Source organism: Xanthomonas sacchari, assembly GCF_040529065.1.
GTDB lineage: Bacteria > Pseudomonadota > Gammaproteobacteria > Xanthomonadales > Xanthomonadaceae > Xanthomonas_A > Xanthomonas_A sacchari.
On record NZ_CP132343.1, the window covers coordinates 14,875 to 32,273 of the forward strand.

The 17,399-nt window shown below is 70.3% G+C and carries 10 protein-coding genes; 6 read left to right on the top strand and 4 right to left on the bottom strand.

Features of this window, described 5'->3' with window-relative positions:
• Nucleotides 1-4: 4 nt before the first annotated feature.
• The 3 genes from recB to RAB71_RS00080 form a co-directional block, all read right to left on the bottom strand.
• Nucleotides 5-3,820: an exodeoxyribonuclease V subunit beta gene (gene recB / locus RAB71_RS00070; protein WP_010341079.1), complete on the bottom strand. Its 3,816-nt coding sequence runs from the start codon at nucleotides 3,818-3,820 to the stop codon at nucleotides 5-7.
• Nucleotides 3,817-7,224 carry an exodeoxyribonuclease V subunit gamma gene (recC, locus tag RAB71_RS00075; RefSeq protein WP_041499772.1) on the bottom strand — a complete coding sequence of 1,136 codons (3,408 nt, stop codon included), beginning with the start codon at nucleotides 7,222-7,224 and terminating at the stop codon, nucleotides 3,817-3,819. The genes recB and recC overlap by 4 nt, the downstream gene beginning before the upstream one ends.
• 429 nt (nucleotides 7,225-7,653) lie before the next feature.
• Nucleotides 7,654-12,657, bottom strand: coding sequence for a putative Ig domain-containing protein (locus RAB71_RS00080; protein WP_010341082.1), 5,004 nt, complete (start codon nucleotides 12,655-12,657; stop codon nucleotides 7,654-7,656).
• A 304-nt stretch (nucleotides 12,658-12,961) separates the two neighbouring features.
• Here RAB71_RS00080 and RAB71_RS00085 point away from each other — a divergent pair, with 304 nt between their 5' ends.
• The 4 genes from RAB71_RS00085 (at nucleotide 12,962) to RAB71_RS00100 (ending at nucleotide 15,286) form a co-directional block, all read left to right on the top strand.
• Nucleotides 12,962-13,513: a phage tail protein gene (locus RAB71_RS00085; protein WP_010341083.1), complete on the top strand. Its 552-nt coding sequence runs from the start codon at nucleotides 12,962-12,964 to the stop codon at nucleotides 13,511-13,513.
• A 68-nt stretch (nucleotides 13,514-13,581) separates the two neighbouring features.
• Nucleotides 13,582-14,109, top strand: coding sequence for a phage tail protein (locus tag RAB71_RS00090; RefSeq protein ID WP_010341084.1), 528 nt, complete (start codon nucleotides 13,582-13,584; stop codon nucleotides 14,107-14,109).
• Between the two features lie 60 nt (nucleotides 14,110-14,169).
• Nucleotides 14,170-14,706: a phage tail protein gene (locus RAB71_RS00095; RefSeq protein WP_010341085.1), complete on the top strand. Its 537-nt coding sequence runs from the start codon at nucleotides 14,170-14,172 to the stop codon at nucleotides 14,704-14,706.
• 10 nt (nucleotides 14,707-14,716) lie between these two features.
• A complete protein-coding gene (locus RAB71_RS00100) occupies nucleotides 14,717-15,286 on the top strand; it encodes a GNAT family N-acetyltransferase (protein ID WP_010341086.1) in 570 nt (189 codons plus the stop codon).
• Here the strand turns inward: RAB71_RS00100 and RAB71_RS00105 are convergent.
• On the bottom strand, nucleotides 15,279-15,566 hold the full coding sequence (locus RAB71_RS00105) for a hypothetical protein (protein WP_010341087.1): 288 nt from the start codon (nucleotides 15,564-15,566) through the stop codon (nucleotides 15,279-15,281). The genes RAB71_RS00100 and RAB71_RS00105 overlap by 8 nt on opposite strands.
• Before the next feature lie 289 nt (nucleotides 15,567-15,855).
• Between RAB71_RS00105 and RAB71_RS00110 the strand changes: the two genes are divergently transcribed.
• Both RAB71_RS00110 and RAB71_RS00115 read left to right on the top strand, forming a co-directional pair.
• Nucleotides 15,856-16,647 carry an ABC transporter ATP-binding protein gene (locus RAB71_RS00110; RefSeq protein WP_010341088.1) on the top strand — a complete coding sequence of 264 codons (792 nt, stop codon included), beginning with the start codon at nucleotides 15,856-15,858 and terminating at the stop codon, nucleotides 16,645-16,647.
• Nucleotides 16,647-17,396 (top strand): MlaE family lipid ABC transporter permease subunit, encoded by a 750-nt coding sequence (locus RAB71_RS00115; RefSeq protein ID WP_010341089.1) that lies wholly within the window; start codon nucleotides 16,647-16,649, stop codon nucleotides 17,394-17,396. Before RAB71_RS00110 ends, RAB71_RS00115 begins: the two co-directional genes overlap by 1 nt.
• Nucleotides 17,397-17,399: the final 3 nt, after the last annotated feature.

The following is a 17,399-nucleotide window of genomic DNA, read 5'->3' on the forward strand; positions in this document are numbered from 1 at the left end:
TGGCTCACGGGGTGACTCCGTGGGCGGACGGACCCTCACCCCAACCCCTCTCCCGGGGGGAGAGGGGCTCGGCTGGGGCGCCGGCGAAGAGGGCGTCGACGCCTTCGATCAGGTCTGGGTCGAAGCGCCAGGCGTGCACGCCTGGCGACGGGTCGCGTGCGGCATCCAGGCCGCGGCAGAACAGGTAGCGCACGCCGCCGAAGTCGCGGGCGTAGTCGTAGGCACCGCCCAGGCGGAAGCGCAGCCAGCGGTGCAGGGCCACGGTGTAGATCAGCGCCTGCAAGGTGTATTCGCTGTGCGCCATCGCCCGCGCCAGCGTGTCGGGGTCGTAGGCCGGCAGGCGGTTGGACTTGTAGTCGAGCACGTACCAACGGCCGTTGTGCTGGTACGTGAGGTCGATCAGGCCGGTCATCAGCCCCTCCAGGCGTTGTCGCGTGCCGAACGCCTGGCGCTCGCCGGCCACGCCGAAGCGGTGTAGCAGCGCCAGCAACGCGTCCACGCGCGTCGGGCGCATGGCGAAGTGGAATTCCATTTCGTTGCGCCGCTGCTCCTCCGGCACCGCGGCCAGGCAGGTGCCCTCCGGCAGCGCCACGGTGAGGGTGTTGCCGACCAAGGCGGTGAGCATGGCGGTGCCGTCTTCCAGCTCGTCCTCAGCATAGCCGCCGCGCTGCAGGGCTTCGACGATGGCGGTGGCCTGCCCGGCCGGCGCCGGCTGGCCTGGCTGCCAGCTACGCCATGCGGCGAAGTCGCAGCGCTCGAACACGTCGTGCATGGCCACGCCGAAACGGTTGCCGACGAAGCGGCGGTCGACCATGTCCACCTCCACCGCGGCGCTGACCGGCTCGCTGGCGGCGGGTTCGTCGCTGCCGCCGCTGCTGGGCACGGTGGCGCTGGCCATCGGGTCGCTGCCGGCGTCGGCATTGGCGAGCTGGGTGAAGCTGTACACCCACCACTCCGGCAGCACGCGCCGCTGCGGCACGCGCGCCGGCGGCACCGGCGGCGCCGGCTCGGGCGGCAGGCGCGGCAACTGCGCCGGCGGCGGGGTGCTGTCGATGGTGATGGCACCGGGAGCAGCGGCGGCCTGCAAGGCGTCGAGGTCACGCAGCATCGGCGCCAGCGGCGTCCGCTCGTGCTGCGGAAACGCGCCGGTGGCGATCCACAGCGCATGTTCGGCGCGGGTCAGGCCGACGTAGAGCAGGCGTGCGTCCTCGGCGTCTTGCGCTTCCCTCCATTCGTCCAACACCGCTTTCCATTCGGTGGAATCGGGCTGATCGGGCGGCCAGTGCAAACAACGCTTGCCGTCCCGGTGAATCACCACGCGCTTTCCCGGCTTTTGTTCGGGCGATTTCCGACCTATGCCGACATACGGCAGGAACACCAGCGGATACTCCAGGCCCTTGCTCTTGTGCAGGGTAACGATCTGTACGCGGCGCGCATCCGATTCCAACCGCAGTTGCTGCGCTTCGTCGCTGTCGTCGGCATTGGCGATGCGCCGCGCCAGCCAGTCGACCAGGCCATGCGGGCCGAGCGCGCGGGTGTCGGCTTCCTGCAGCAGTTCGGCCAGTTGCAGGTAATTGGTGAGGCGGCGCTCGCCGTCGACCAGCGCCAGCAGGCGTTGCCCGTGCGCGGCACCGAGGTCGCCGATCAGGGCCAGCGGGCCGCCGCGCTGCCAGCGCTCGCGCCAGTCCAGTGCCTGTTGCTGCCAGCGGCGGTGGCGCTCGCCGTCGTGGTCGAGCGCGGCGATGGCGGCGGCGTCCTCGCCGATCAGCACGGTGGCGAGTGCGGCGCGCAGGCGACCGTCGTCGCCGGGATCGAGCAGCGCCTGCAGCAGCGCCAGCAGTTCCAGCGCCTCCTCGGTGGCGAACAGGCTGCGACGGCCGGCGGCGACCGCAGGAATGCCAGCCGCGGCCAGCGCCTGTTGGATGCGCGTGGCCTCGCCGTGGCTGCGCACCAGCACGGCGATGTCGCCGGCCTGCACGGGGCGGCCGAGCAACGTGGCGTTTCCGTCGCGCGCATCGGCCAGCCAGCCGCGGATCGCCGCGACGCAGGCGGCGGTGCACAGCTCGCGGGCGCGGCCGGCGCTCCACGGCTTGGACTTGCCTGGCCCCTTGGCGGTGGCCGGTGGCGGCGGTGGTTCCGGCGCGCGCCACACGGTCAGCGCCGGGGCCGGTGCGCCATTGCGCTGCAGGTCGGCATCGACGCGCTTGCTGCCCGGCTGCACCGGGTGGAAGGCGATGCCGTCGGTGAGAAACGCATCGGCGTAGCCGGCCTGCGTGTACAGCGCGTCGATCGCCGCCAGCAGCGCGGGGCGCGAGCGGAAGTTGTGCGCCAGCGGCGGCGCGCGTTCGGCGTCCGCGGCGGCGGCCAGGTAGGTGCGCACGTCGCCGCCGCGGAAGCCGTAGATGGCCTGCTTGGGATCGCCGATCAAGGCGAGCAGCGGCGGCGTGTCGTCCGCTGTGGACAGCGATGGCGCGATCGCCGCGCCGTCCTGCGCCGCAGCGGGATTGGCCGTGTCCGGGGCGAACACCTTGCGGAAGATCGTCCACTGGCGATCGTCGGTGTCCTGGAATTCGTCCACCAGGGCCACCGCGTACTGCGCGCGCAGCCGCTGCGCCAAGGCGGCGCCGTGCGGGCCTTCCAGCGCGCGCGCCACGCCCTCGACCAGGTCGTCGTAGGTCTGCACGCGGCGCTGGCGCTTGAGATAGGCCAGCCGCTCCGCCGCGTCGGCGCGCAATGCGTGCAGCAGGCGGATGCGACGTTTTTCTCGCCAACGACGAACCTGTGCATCAGCCTGTTGCCACGCATCCAATGACGTAAACAACGGTGAGGACGGCACGCGATCCTGCATTCCGTCCTTGCAGAACTCCCGTAAGCGCGACGGCAAAAGTTTGTCGAGATGGCTACGTTCATCGAACACCCAATTCGCTTCTGCACGGCCTTTCCACAGTTGCTCGAATGCCTTGTCGAAACTTGGGCGACGCGCACGACGTCCGTCGAATACCTTGTTGTCAAAAGCGGAAGCGATGGCGTCGTAAGCCTGGTCCCCGTGCGCGCTCAGTGCGACGACCAACTCACGTGCGGCCGAGTCACATACGGCCGATGGATCGGGTGCAAGAGCCGGCGCGGCCGGCAGCAAGGTCGGATGCCGCACCAGTTCGCGCAGATCGGTGGCCATGCCGTCCGGTCCGCCCGGCCACAGCGCCACCAGGTCCTCGGCCATCGCCGGATCGGCGGCGCGTTGCCGCCACAGGTCGGCGGCGACGTCGCGCAGCAGTTCGCGGTCGTCGGTGAGCAGTTGCGGCGCGGCGAAGGCCTGGCCGCTCTCCAGCGCGTGCTCGCGTAGCACGCGCGCGCAGAAGCCGTGGATGGTGAAGATGGCGGCGAGGTCGATGTCCTCGGCAGCCTGCTGCAGGTGGCGGCGCAGGGCGGTGGGAGTTTCGGTGCTGGCGGCCAGGTGCGCGGTGAGGATGGCGCGGGTGAGGGCGACGTCCGGGGGGTCTTGTTGCGGGGTTGGGCGCGATGGGGCGGTCGCGATATCGGTCGCGGCTGAAGCCGCTCCTACGAGGCTTCCATTGGCGTCCGGTACCAGCGTCGCCGCCAGCGCCAGGCGCTCGCGGATACGCCGGCGCAGTTCCTGGGTGGCGGCCTCGGTGAAGGTAACGGCGAGGAGTTGGCCCAGGCGCAAGCCGCGTTCGACCACCAGGCGGGTGAACAAGGTGGCCAGGGTGAAGGTCTTGCCGGTGCCGGCGCTGGCCTCGATCAGGCGCACGCCGTGCAGCGGCAACTGCAGATAGGGGTCGCGGTCGGGTGCGGCGCTCATTCGGCGTCTTCCTGGGTGCCGCGCCAGCGCTGCCAGCTCTCGCTCAGCCGCTCGGGATCGAGTGCGGGGCCGGCGTCGCCCTGTTCGAGCAGGCCGAACACGCGCTGGCTGGTGGCGGCGAACTCGGCGAAGCGCTGCGCATCGGCGAACGGGTCGCGGCCGCGGCCGACCAGGCGCAGTTCGGGGCTGTCCGCCTCGCTCCAGCCGAAGCTGGCCTGCCATTGCGCGGCAGCGTCCTTGATCGCCTTGTCGAGATCGCCGGCGCGCGCGGCCTGGTAGTACTTCCAACTGCTGTACGGCGCGAACGCCAGCGGCGCCTGCCGGCCATGCTGGTACAGCTGCAGCAGTTCGCCCAGCGCTTGCTGCGCCTGGGCGGCGGGCAGCGGCTCGCGGTCCATCGGATGCGGGCCGAGGCTGTCGTCGTGGTCGAAGAAACGCACGTAGGGCGCGCGTTCTCCGGCGGCGCGCAGCAGCAACCATTCCAGCCCGTGGCGGATCGCGCTGCGCCCGCTCAAGGCGCCCACCTGCACGCGCGCCACGCCAGACGCATACCAACCCGGCAGGCGGCCGTGCAGCGCGGTGCCGTCGAGGTCCACCTGCAGCCGCGGCGCCAGCGGCGCGTCGTCGCCGCCACGCCACTGCCGGAACGCCTCGGCGTACGGGCGCAACTGGCGCACGCGCTCGTCGAGCTGGCGCCGGCCCAGCGGCCCGGACGGCAGCAACGCGCGGGCGCGCAGGCGTTCGTACAGGGCCTCGGTGTCCTCGCGCAGCACCGCCTCGAACACCTGCTGCTGCAGGCCGTACTGATCGAGCCCGCGGCTGGGCGCCAGCAGCGGTTCCAGGTCGCTGTCAGCCTGCGCCGGATCGGGCAGGCGCAGGCCCAGGCGCTGACGCAGGAACTGCCCGGCCGGATCGACCAGCAGCCGGCGCAGGTCGTCGATGGAGAGTTGCGCCGGCAGCGCGTCGTCGGCCACGGCCGGCAGCGCGTCGATCCACGGCGCCAGCGGCTGGCGCTGGCCGACCAGGCTGTCCACCGCCGGCCGCCACTGCCGTCGGTAGCTGAAACGGCGCGGGTCGGCATCCTCGGCACCGGTGGCGCCGAACGCGGCGGCGGCGAACGGCTGCAACGGATGCCGCACCACCAGTGCCGCGGCCGCGGCCGGGTCGGCGTGGTACTGGGCGGCACAGGCCAGCAGTTCGCCGACCAGCGGCGAGGGTTCGCGCACGCTGCCGTCGCGCGCGTCGGCGCCCAGGTAGCTGAGGTAGAACACCTCCTGCGCCGAGGCGAACAGCTGCAGGAACAGGAAGCGATCGTCCTCGCGCGTCGAGCGGTCGCCGTGGCGGCGGCGCGTGGTGCCCAGTTCGGCGGTGAGGCGGTTGAGCCCGGCGGCCGGATCGCGGCGCGGGAAGTCGCCATCGTTCATGCCCAGCAGGCAGATGACCCGGAACGGCAGCAGCCGCATTGGCACCATGCGGCCGAAGCTGATGCCGCCGGTGAGCAGCGGCGCGCGCGTGTCCGATTCGCCCAGCACCGCGGCGAAGTGCGCACGCACCACCTCGGCCGGTACCGCCTCGGTGTAGTCGGCGCGGGAGGCATCGCGCGCGAACTGGTCGATCAGCGCGCGCAACCGCTCCAGCGCGCGCTGCTGCCGCGGTGCCGACGGACTCTGCGGCAGCAGCGCCTCGAGCAGGCCCAGCAGCACTTCGCGCCACTGCGCCGGCGGCATCGGCTCGGCCAGCGCGGCCTGGTGGCGATCGAGCACGCGCAGCAGGCGCAGCAGCGTGTCCAGCGCCGCCAGCGCGCTGCCTTCCAGCTGCGGCCACGGCGCCACGCCGTCGATGTCGTCCTCGGCGCCGCTGGCGTGGCCGAGCAGCAGGCGGTCCAGGGCGAAGCGCCAGGTGTAGGCGTCGTCGGCCGGCGCCTGGTGGCGTTGCCGGTGCGCCGCGTCCAGGCCCCAGCGCGCGCCGGCGGCGTGCAGCCAGGCGCGCAGACGCTCCAGCCCGGCCTCGTCCAGGCCAGCGGCCTCGGCGATCGGCGCGCTGGCGAGCAGATCCAGGATCTCGTGCAGGCCGAAGCGCGCGATCGGCAGGCCGAGCAGCGCCAGGAACACTTCGGCCAGGGGCTCGCTGGCCAGCGGGCTGGCGTCGGCCAGCGCATAGGGCAAGGCGTCGTCGCCGGCGTGGCCGCCGAACACCGCGTCCAGGTACGGCACGTAGGGGTCGATGTCCGGCGACAGCACCGCGATCTCGCGCGGCTGCAGCGGCGGCTCGAAGCGCGGGTCGTCCAGCAGCGCACGCAGTTGGTCGTGCAGCACCTGCAGTTCGCGCAGGCGGGTGTGGCAGGCGTGCACCTGCAGGCTGGGATCGTGCGGATCCACCGCGGCCAGCGGCGCCGGCCGCGCCGGCGCACGGCGATGGAACAGATCGCTCTGCATGCGCCGCAGCAGGCTGTCGCCGAGGCCGCCATCGGCCAGCGCGCGCCGGCCCGACTCCAGCGGATCGGCATAGACCGCGATCTCGGCCAGCGGATGCACCACCTCGTAGTCGCCGATCAGCGCCATGAAATCGCGCCCGGCCGCGCCCCAGGCCTGCAGCAGCGGGTTCTCCTGCACGTGGTCGGAGAACAGGTCCACCGCCCCACCCTCGCGGCGGCGCTGCCACAGCGTCTGCAGATCGCCCCAGTATCCCTGCGCCGGGGTCGGCAGGTAGAAGTGCAGCGTGCCGGCGCGCGCCTGCGTGGCCAGCACGCGCAGCACGTCGGGGGAGATGTTGAGCACGGCGAAGGCGAACAGGCGCCGCGGCAGGCCCTGCGGTAATGGGCCATCGGGACGCGCGTAGCGGTCCAGGTATTGGCCGATGCGCCGCGCGCGATAGGCGCGGCCGCTGGCGATGCGCCGCCACAGCCGCGCCTGTGGATCGTTCGGGTCGGCGCCACTTTCCCAGCGCAGCAGCCAGTCGCGGCGCCAGGCCTGGTACTTCTCGAACACGTTGCTCAGCTCGCCGGCCAGGCTCCACGGCTTGAGCGCATCGCCGTCGGCCAGATAGCCGGCCAGCGGCGCCAGCGCCGCGTCGCTGCCCAGGTCGCCCTGCAGCGCCGCGTACAGGCGCCAGTGCATGGTCGCCATGTCCAGGTCATCGGCCGCCGCACCGAGATTGCGCTCCAGCGCGCGCGCGACGAATTCGCCGGGGGTCAGGAATTCCAGGTTCGCCGCCACCCCGTGCACCGCGGCCAGGGTGGATTGCAGCCAACGCCGCATCGCCACCTGCGGGATCAGCACCACCTCCGGCGCCAGCAAGGGCTGCCCCGGCGGCGGCCGGCGCAGTTCTTCGGCGAGCAGGGCGGCCAGGGTATCCAGCGCGTTGGACGGATACAGCCGGAAATCGGGCGCGGACGGGGCAGGCATGTGCCGGGCATTGTGCCGGATGCGGGCAGGTGGTGCTTTCGGGCGCAGCTTCGTGTGCCCAAACATCGCGGGTCGCTTCGCGTCGTACCCTCACCCCAACCCCTCTCCCGGTGGGAGAGGGGCTAGCTATTCCCTTCTCCCCTCGGGACCACGGCCCCCTTTTTGGGGGAAGGTGGCCCGCAGGGCCGGATGAGGGTACGTGCGCAGCCTCGTGCACCCAAACATCGCGCGTCGCTTCGCGTCGGACCCTCACCCCAACCCCTCTCCCGGGGGAGAGGGGCTTCGGCTTCTCCCTTCTCCCCTCGGGAGAAGGTGCCCCGCAGGGGCGGATGAGGGTACGTGCGCAGCCTCGCGCACCCAGACATCGCGCGTCGCTGCGCGCCGGACCCTCACCCTAACCCCTCTCCCGGCGGAAGAGGGGCTCAAACGTCAGTACTTCTTCTCGACGTTGAACATCCAGGTCTGGTCGCTGCCGCTGTCGCCGTCGGTCACGCCGCGGTACTCCACGCGTGTGGACAGGCCCTGGTCGGTGCTGAACACCACGCCCACGCCCAGCATCAGCCGGTTGCGGTCGTACACGCTCTGCCCGGTGCGATACAGGGTGCCGCCGATGATGTCGGCATACCCCAGCGCGGCATCGCCACGGCCCTGGAAGTCGTGCTGGTACTCGAGCCGGAACTGCGGGGTCAGCCGGCCCCAAGTCATCTGCCGGCGCCATTCCAGGCGCAGGCCGAGGTTGCCGGTGGTGGTGGCCACGTCCATGTCCTCGTAGCGCAGCGCATACGGCGCCATCGCCGCTTCGCTGTAGGCGTCGAGCGTGGCGCGCGCGGCATCCACCCGCGCATACGGGGTGATCTGCCAGTCGCCGCGCTGCAGGTCGGCACCGGCCGACAGCGACGCGATCCACTGGTGGCCGCTGCGATCGCCTTCGGCCAGCGCGCCGTTGTCGGTGACGTAGCGGCGCAGGTCGTAGGACAGCAGCTGATAGCCGACCAGGGTGTCGAAGAACAGCGTCTGGCCCGGGTGATAGCTGGCATACAGCGCCAGCGTGTACGCGGTGGACTTGCTGTGGCTGCCGTCGCGGCCGACGTCGCTGTCGTCGCGGCCGAAGCCCACGCCCGCGCCCAGCGCAAAGGCCGAGGAGACGCGGTAATCGGCGCCCAGGCTCAGGCCATCGGTCTGGAAATCCACGCCGGCGCGCTGCGATTGCTTGTCCAGGCTGCCGGAGCGGATCGCACCGCCCACCCACAGGCCGAGGTCGCCTGCCGCGTTGGCATCGCGTGGTGCCGCCGACACGGTGTCGGCACCGCCGTCCACGGCGTCGTCGCGCAGGTCGCGGTTGGCCGGGTCGCACGCCTGCGCGTCGAGGTTGCGGTCGCTCTGCAGCGTGCGGTCGCGCTGGCGGCACTGCGAGGTGGCCTGGAAGCTCACGCCGTTGTCGAAGCCGCGCGCACCACGGTGGGTCGCTTCCAGGCGGCGCTGGAAGTTGTCGATCTGCGCCTTGGCGAAGCGCCGGGTCGACTCGGCCTGCGCGTCGATCAGGCCACGCACCTGCGCATCCTGGGTCGGATCCGGGCGCGGCGCGATCACGAACACGATGTTCGCCTCTTCCGAGGTCGCATAGGCGTTGGACAGGGTGAAGCGCACCGTGGCGTTGCCGGAGAAGGCCGGGTTCGGCACGAAGGTCAGCATGAAGCCCGGGCCGTCGTCCGCGGCCGCAGTCGGCACGCCAGCCGCCTTAGCGGCTGCGCGGGTGATCGTCGCGGTACCGGCGTTGGCCGGCAGCACCGCGACCACGGCAGCGGCCACGAACGGCCCGCCGGTGGCGTCGCGGGTGACGTCCAGGGTCTGCGCCTGCCCGGTCACCGCCGGCACCGTCACCGACACCGCGATGGGGCGGGCGTTGACGGTGATGGTGACCACGGCCGGGGCCGAACTGCCGCCGGCGCCGACGGCGGTGTAGTGCACGCTGTCCACGCCCACGTAGCCCGGCGCCGGCGTGTACACCAGGCGCACGCCATCGACCGTGGCGGTGCCGTGGCTGGGCGCCGTGGCGATGGCGATGCTGTCGATGCTGCCGGTGTCGTTGCCGGTGACCGCCAGGGTCAGCGCGGTATCCACGAGGGTGGCGCCGGTGTCGTTCGCTGCCACCGGTGCCGGCACCGCCGAGGCGATGGTCAGGGTGTAGGCCTGCGTCGCCGAGAAGCCATTGGCGTCGCTCACCTTGATGCTGAAGGCGAAACTGCCGGCCGCGCTCGGCGTGCCGGACAGCACACCCGCCGTGGTCAGGCTCAACCCGGTCGGCAAGGCGCCACTGACCACGCTGTAGCTGTACGGCGCAGTGCCGCCGCTGGTGCTCAGGGTCTGGTTGTAGGCAGTGCCCGCGGTGCCGGCCGGCAAGGTCGGCTGACCCGGAGTCAGGGTCGGTGCGGCGATGCTCAGGGTGTAGCTGCGGCTGGCCTGGCCGGGGACGCCGGCGGTGCTGTCGGTGACCGTGGCGGTGAAGACGAAACTGCCCGCCTGGGTCGGGGTGCCGGACAGTACGCCGGCCGCACTCAGGCTCAACCCTGCCGGCAATGCACCGGTGGCGAGGCTGTAGCTGTAGGGCGCGGTCCCACCGGTGGCGCTGAGTGCCTGGCTGTAGGCGCTGCCCGCAGTACCGGCCGGCAGTGCCGGCGGCGACAGCGTCAGCGTCGGCGACGCAACCGTCAGGGTGAACGCCTGCGCCGCAGTGAAGGCGTTGGCGTCGGTGACGCGCACGGTGAACGCGAAATTGCCGGCCGTGGTCGGCGTGCCGGACAACACACCGCCGGCACTCAGGCTCATCCCGCTCGGCAAACTACCGGCATTGAGCGTGTAGCTGTACGGCGCAGTGCCACCGCTGGTGCTCAGCGCCTGACTGTAGCTGGCGTTGATCGCCGCTGCCGGCAACGTCGGCGGGGTGATGGCCAGGGTCGGCGAGGCGATGGACAGGGTGTAGGCGTGCGAGCCACCGAAATTGCCGGCGTCGGTAACGCCGACGACGAAGGTGAAGCTGCCGGCCACGGTCGGGGTTCCGGAGAGGACACCGGCGCTGCTCAAACTCAGGCCCGCAGGCAGGGCTCCGGAGCTGAGCGCGTAAGTGTAGGGCGCCGTCCCGCCGCTGGTGCTCAGCGTCTGGCTGTAAGCAGCACCCGCGGTTCCGGACGGCAGCGTGGACGGAGCGACGGTCAAGGTCGGCGCGACGATCGCCAGCGTATAGCTGCGCGACGCCTGGCCAGGGGTTCCGGAGGTGCTGTCGGTCGCGGTCAGGGTGAAGCTGAAATTGCCGGTCACGGTGGGCGTGCCGCTGAGCGCGCCGCTCGCGCTGTTGACGGTCACGCCCGCCGGCAAGGCACCGGCAGTGACCGCGTAGGTGTACGGCGCGATGCCGCCACTGGCCTGGTTGATCGATGCGCTGTAGGCCTGGCTGGCGGTGCCGTTGGGCAGTGTTGTCGCCGGCAGCGTCAGGGTCGGCGACGCCACCGTCAACGTGTAGGCACGGCTACCGCTGATGGGCGACGCGCCGCTGTCGGTCGCGGACACGGTGAAATTGAAATTGCCGGTGCCGCTGGGCGTGCCGGACAGCACGCCGGCGGAACTCAGCAGCATCCCCACCGGCAACGTGCCGGTGGTGATCGCGAAGCCATACGGCGCGGTCCCGCCACTGGCGCTCAGGGTCTGGCTGTAGCTGGTGCCGGCGGTGGCCGCCGGCAGCGACGTCGGCGAGATCGTCACCACCGCATCGTCGTTGAGGATCGTGCCGGTCGCGGTGGCGCGGGCGATGGTGGCGTTGCTGGCGCCGGACAGCGTCACCGTGAACGTTTCATCCGGCTCGACCGTGGTATCGCCGTTGATGGTCACCGCCACGCTCTGCGTGGTGGTGCCGGGCGAGAAGGTCAGCGTGCCGGAGCGGGCGACATAGTCGCTGCCGGCGTTGGCGCTGCCGTCGGCGGTCGCGTAGTTGACCGTGACCGTCTGGCCGCTGGCGGCGCTGAGGGTGACCGGGAATGTGGCCGTGGTGACGCCGCTGTTGCCTTCGGTGACGCTGACGTCGCCGATCGAGAGCGCCGGCACCGCATCGTCGTTGACGATGGTGCCCTGGCCCTGCCCGTCGGCGACGGTGGCGCCACTGACATTCGTGACGTTGACGAAGAAGGTTTCGTTCGGCTCGTTGAGCGTGTCGCCGATCACCTGCACGGTGAAGGTGGCACTGCTGCTGCCCGCCGGAATGGTCAGCCCGTTCACGCTGGAGGAGATGTAGTCGGTGCCGGCGGTCGCGGTGCCGTTGGCAGTGGCGATGTCGAAGCTGACCCCGCCGCTGCCGGCCGGCTGGCTGAGCGAGACGGTGAAGGTGAACCCGGTGTTGCCGGAATTGCCTTCGTTCTGCGACACGTCGTTGACCGACAGCGCCGGCTGGTCGTCGTTGAGGATGGTGCCGGTGGCGCTGGACGGCGAACCGACGGTGTAACCGCTGCCCGCGTTGAGGCTGATCACCACGGTCTCGTCCGGTTCCACCGTGGTGTCGGGCGTGGGATCGACGGTGATGGTGCCGCTGGTCTGGCCGGCCGCAATCACCAGCGGCGAATTGACCGCGGCGTAGTCGGTCCCCGAGGTCGCGGTGCCGCCCACGCTGAAGCCGATCGACAGCGCCGACGGCGACGCCTGGCTCAGGGTGACGGTGTAGACGAGGTTGGCGCTGCCATCTTCGGCGACGCTGGCCGGCGACACCGCGATGCTCGCCGAGGGATAGTCGTCGTTGACGATGGTGGCGGTGGCGCTGGACGGGTTGCCGATCGAGTAGCCGGTACCGTTGGCCACCTGGAAGATCACCGTCTCGTCCGGCTCCACCGTGGTGTCGGCGACCGGGGTGACGCTGAAGCTTGCGGACGTCGCGTTGGCCGGCACCACGACGCTGGTGACCGCGCCGGTGTAGTCGGTCCCGCTGGTGGCCGTGCCGCTGCGGGTCAGGTTCACCGTGGTCGCCGAACTATTGGTCGAGCTCAGCGTCACCGTGTAGACGAAGGGCGTGCCGCTGTCCTCGTTGGCGCTGGACGGGGAGACCGTGATGCTGGCGGTGCGCGAGGGGTTGATGGTGATGTTGAAGACGATCTGGTTGTTGTCCTCGTCCAGCAGGTAGAACGAGTCCGAGCTCGCGCCATCGCCGTTGTTGGTATAGGTCACTCGCTCCGTGCCGGCGGCGTCGAGCTGGCCGGTAAGCACGTAGTTGCCGTGCGACGGTTGCGCGCCATCACTCATGCCGAAGTTGTTCGGGCCGTCGCAACTGCTGACGTCGAACGTCACCGATTGGCCCTGGTTCACGGTCGCGGTCTGCGGTGTCGTGCAGTAGGGCCCGGCAGCCAGACAGACCTGCGCCGTCGCCATCAACAGCAGCGCCATCAGCAAACGCAACATCAGTCGCACACCGCTCGATGCGGAGTATTTTGTAGACATATTTCGATTCCCCCAAAACGCGCCACCCCATGGGCGCTGGCAGCCATCCTGGTGCCTCGGACTTCGCGGAACATCGGCCCAGCAAGCATCGGCCATGCGCGTCGCGCCGCCATTGGAACAGCAAATCCGACGCGGCGTAAAGCAACAAATGCGTCACGTCTGTCTGGTTCAGCGAAATCGTCGCTTGCAAGTCGCCGAAGTCGTGATTAAGTAGTCTGGTGCCAGACACGAGGTCTGGCGCTATCCACTCCGGGGGGAGATCCGCATGAGCGAGTTCTTCATCGGTCAGATCATGCTGACCGGTTTCGCGTTTGCGCCAAAGTATTTTGCGCAGTGCAACGGGCAATTGCTGCCGATCAATCAGAACCAGGCCCTGTTCAGTCTGCTCAGCACCCGCTTCGGCGGCGATGGCAAGACCACCTTCGGCTTGCCGGACATGCGTGGGCGCACGCCGGTGGGCTATGGTCCATCGGCCGACCCGGCGTGGCAGCCGCCTGCGGTGCCGATGGGCCAGGTCGCCGGCGCGGAGACGGTGACGCTGGTGGGCGACAACCTGCCCCAGCATCTCCATCTGCTGGATTGCAGCAGCGTCAACGGCGACAACCGCACGCCCGCCAGTCGCTTGTTCGCGAACAACATCGTCAGTCCCGGTCCGGGAACAGCGCACGCGCTGTATGCCGCGCCGGGCACGACGGTGCCGTTGTCGCAGTCCACCATCGCCAACAGCGGCGGCGGCCAGGCGCATCCGAACGTGCAGCCGTACACCACGATCAATTTCTGCATCGCGCTGTCCGGCATCTTCCCTTCGCGCAGCTAGGCGCATCCGCACCCAAGCTCACCGCATGCAGCGGCGCGCGTGGCGCCTCATCGACCAGGAAGCATCTCATGGGTACTCCTTTCATCGGCGAAATCCGCATGTTCGGCTTCGGCCGTACGCCCCAGGGCTGGCAGGCGTGCGACGGCTCGCTGCTGCAGATCTCCGAATACGAACCGTTGTATGTGCTGCTCGGCACCGCCTATGGCGGCAATGGCACCAGCACCTTCGCCGTGCCGGATCTGCGCGGTCGCCTGCCGATCCACCAGGGCCAGGGACCGGGCCTGAGCAACTATCCGCTCGCCCAGCGTGCAGGCACCGAGACGGTGACATTGACGGAGCTGCAGATGCCGACGCATACACACACCGCCCAGGCCACCACCGCCGCAGCGACCGCGTCGGCGCCGGCCGGGCTGCTGCCGGGCGCGGTCAACGGCAGCGTGTTCTATGCCAGCGACACCACCGGCGCCACCATGGTCGCGATGTCCCCGCAAAGCACGACGTTTGCCGGCGGCAACCAACCGCACGACAACGTCATGCCGACGCTGACGGTGCAGTACTGCATCGCCACCACCGGCATCTTCCCGCAACAGGCCTGACCCCCTGCGCCGCGCCGATCTGGCTGCGGCACGCATCCGCTTCATCGGAGGACTCCGCTCATGACCGAACCCTATATCGGCGAAATCCAGCTGTTCGGCTTCGACTACAACCCGTACGGCTGGGCGTTGTGCAACGGCGCCACCCTGCCGGTCACGCAGAACACCGTGCTGTACTCCCTGCTCGGCGTGGCCTACGGCGGCAATGGCACCACCACGTTCCAACTGCCGAATTTCGCCACGCGCGCCGGTTGCCAGCAGGGCGCGGGGCCTGGCCTGACGCCGCACACGCTGGGCAGCAACTTCGGCTCGGCGTCGGTGAGCCTGCAGAGCACGCAGATTCCGATGCACCAACATGGCGTCAACGCGTTTTCGCAGCCCGATCCGACCAAGAAGACCGGTATGCCGGTCAGCGGTGCCGCCCTGTCGTCGCTGAACCTCACCAACGAGCGTCCGTTCCTGGCCGTCGCGCCGAACACGCAGTTCTCCCCGACCATGTTGATGCCCACCGGCATCGGCCAGGCGCACGAGAACCGGCAGCCGTATCTGGCGGTGAACTTCTGCATCGCGTTGCAGGGCAACTACCCGGTCTTCAATTGAGGCAGGCGTGATGTCGATCGTCGCCTCGCCCGGCTTTCCGCAACGGGACGCCGGGTGGGCGGCGCCCGCTGCGCTGCAGGCACGCGGCATCGGCCTGCGGCCGGCGCGGTCGGCAGACCTGGACTGGCTGCGCGATCTGTACGCCAGCACGCGCCGCGCCGAACTGGCCGCGGTGCCGTGGCCGGAACAAACCAAGCGCGCCTTTCTCGATCAGCAGTTCGCCTTGCAGCATGCGCACTATCTGCAGCACTTTCCCGGCGCGGACTTCCTGATCGTGGAAGACGCGCACGCACGCCTTGGGCGGCTGTATCTGGACCGCAGCGCGGATCCGCACGTCCTGGTCGATATCAGCCTGCTGCCGGACTGTCGCGGCCAAGGCATCGGCGGCGCGCTGATCGCACAGGCACAGGCGCTCGCGCATGCGGATGGGCGCGCACTGACACTGCATGTGCTGCATGCCAATCCCGCAGCGCAGCGGCTTTACGCGCGGCTGGGCTTCGTCGCCGGCGAGGCCGGCCAGACCCATCTGGCCATGCGCTGGGATGGCCCCGGCGCACGACCGAACGCGCGCGTCAGTTGAACACCGCCTGATACAGGAAGCCGTCGCGTTCGCGCGCCACCGGCACAAGGAAGATCCCGATCTCGCCCAGGCGTGGATGACGCATCTGGTAGGTCTGCTGCGGAAACAGGAACGACGAGCCGTTGCGGAACAGCAGCGAGAACGGCGCACGCCGTGCCGCGGGCGGCGTCGGCAGCGGCCGCGCCTCGACCAGCACGAACGCGACCTCACCTTCGTTCAACTGCGCCGAGAACGTCTCGTTCACGCTTCCGGCGAAGTGTTCCAAGCTCAACAACTCCATCCTTGACTCCAGGTGTGGTTCGGCACGGGCGCCCTGCCGGCATCGTCGCGTGCCGTGACGACGCGCACAAGCGCTGTGCCGGCATTTGTCCACACCCGACGTGCGGCGGCGGCGCACCCAGCGCGCCACCGGGCCGAACACCGACGCGGCGGCATGACACGCTGTTGCATGAACAGGGCGAAGCGGGCGCGCACACCGGCCCGCGCGGTGCCACAATACTGCACGGGCCAGTTCGGTTAAGTTCAGCCGAACGGATCGATCCTATGTTGTATTTTCGTTAAAGGCCGCAATGGCGTCTTCCGAATCCAATCTGGTGCAGTTGTCGGGCGTGCGCATTGACCGCGGCGGCCGCGCGATCCTGCGCGACGTCTCGCTGAGCGTGCCGCGCGGCAGCATCACCGCCGTGCTCGGGCCATCCGGCAGTGGCAAGTCCACGCTGCTGGCCGCCCTGACCGGCGAACTGGTGCCCGCCGCGGGCACGCTGGAAGTGTTCGGCAAGCCGCTGCCGCGCGGCAGCCGCGCGCTGCGCGAGACGCGCAAGAGCATCGGCGTGCTGCTGCAGGGCAACGGCCTGCTCACCGACCTGAGCGTGGCCGAGAACGTGGCGCTGCCGTTGCGCGCCCACACCCGCCTGCCCGAGCCGGTGCTGCAGCGGTTGGTGGCGCTGAAGCTTCACGCGGTGGGCCTGCTGGCCGCCGCCGATGCCTGGCCGCGCGAGTTGTCCGGCGGCATGGCGCGGCGCGTGGCGCTGGCGCGGGCGCTGGCCCTGGATCCGCCGCTGATGATCTACGACGAACCGCTGACCGGCCTGGATCCGATCGCCTCCGGCGTGATCATGAGCCTGATCCAGCGCCTCAACCACACCCTGGGCCTGACCAGCATCATCGTCAGCCACCACGTCCACGAGACCCTGCCGATCTGCGACCAGGCCGTGGCCATCGCCAACGGCGGCGTGGTCTTCGCCGGCACCCCGCAGGAATTGCAGGCCAGCACCGATCCGTTGCTGCAGCAGTTCCTGCACGGCCGTCCCGATGGCCCGATCCCGTTCGATGCGCCGCAGCGCGCGCGGAGCGCCGCCTGATGGCCATCGTTGCCCCGATCCGTTCCCTGGGCCGCGCCGGGCTGTTCTTCCTGACCGTGCTGCGCGGCTCGCTGCCGACCCGGGACCTGCTGGCCGAGCTGATCCGCGAGATCTACAAGGTCGGCGCGCGCTCGCTGCCGATCATCGCCGTGGGCGGCGCCTTCGTCGGCCTGGTGTTGACGCTGCAGGGCTACCGCACGCTGCAGACCTACGGCGCCTCCGATGCGCTGTCGACCCTGCTCGGGCTGTCGCTGTACCGCGAGCTGGCGCCGGTGCTGACCGCGCTGCTGTTCATCGGCCGCGCCGGCAGCTCCATCGCCGCCGAACTGGGCCTGATGCGCGCCACCGACCAGATCAAGGCGCTGGAGCTGATGGCGATCGACCCGGTGGCCAAGGCGGTGGCGCCGCGCTTCTGGGCGGCGGTGCTGACCGTGCCGCTGCTGACCGGCATCTTCTGCTCGCTGGCGATCAGCGCCAGCTATTTCGAGGCCGTGGGCGCGCTCGGCCTGGACCGCGGCACGTTCTGGTCGGCGCTGTCGAGCAGCGTGGATTTCTGGGACGACTTCGGCGTGGCGATGCTGAAGTCGGCGGTGTTCGGCGGCACGGCGGCGCTGGTCGCGGCCTATGTCGGCTTCCATGCCGAGCCGACCATCGAGGGCACCTCGGTAGCCACCACCCGCGCCGTGGTCAATGCCTCGCTGCTGGTGCTGATGTTCAATTTCGTCATGTCGGCGCTGCTGTTCCGCTGAGCG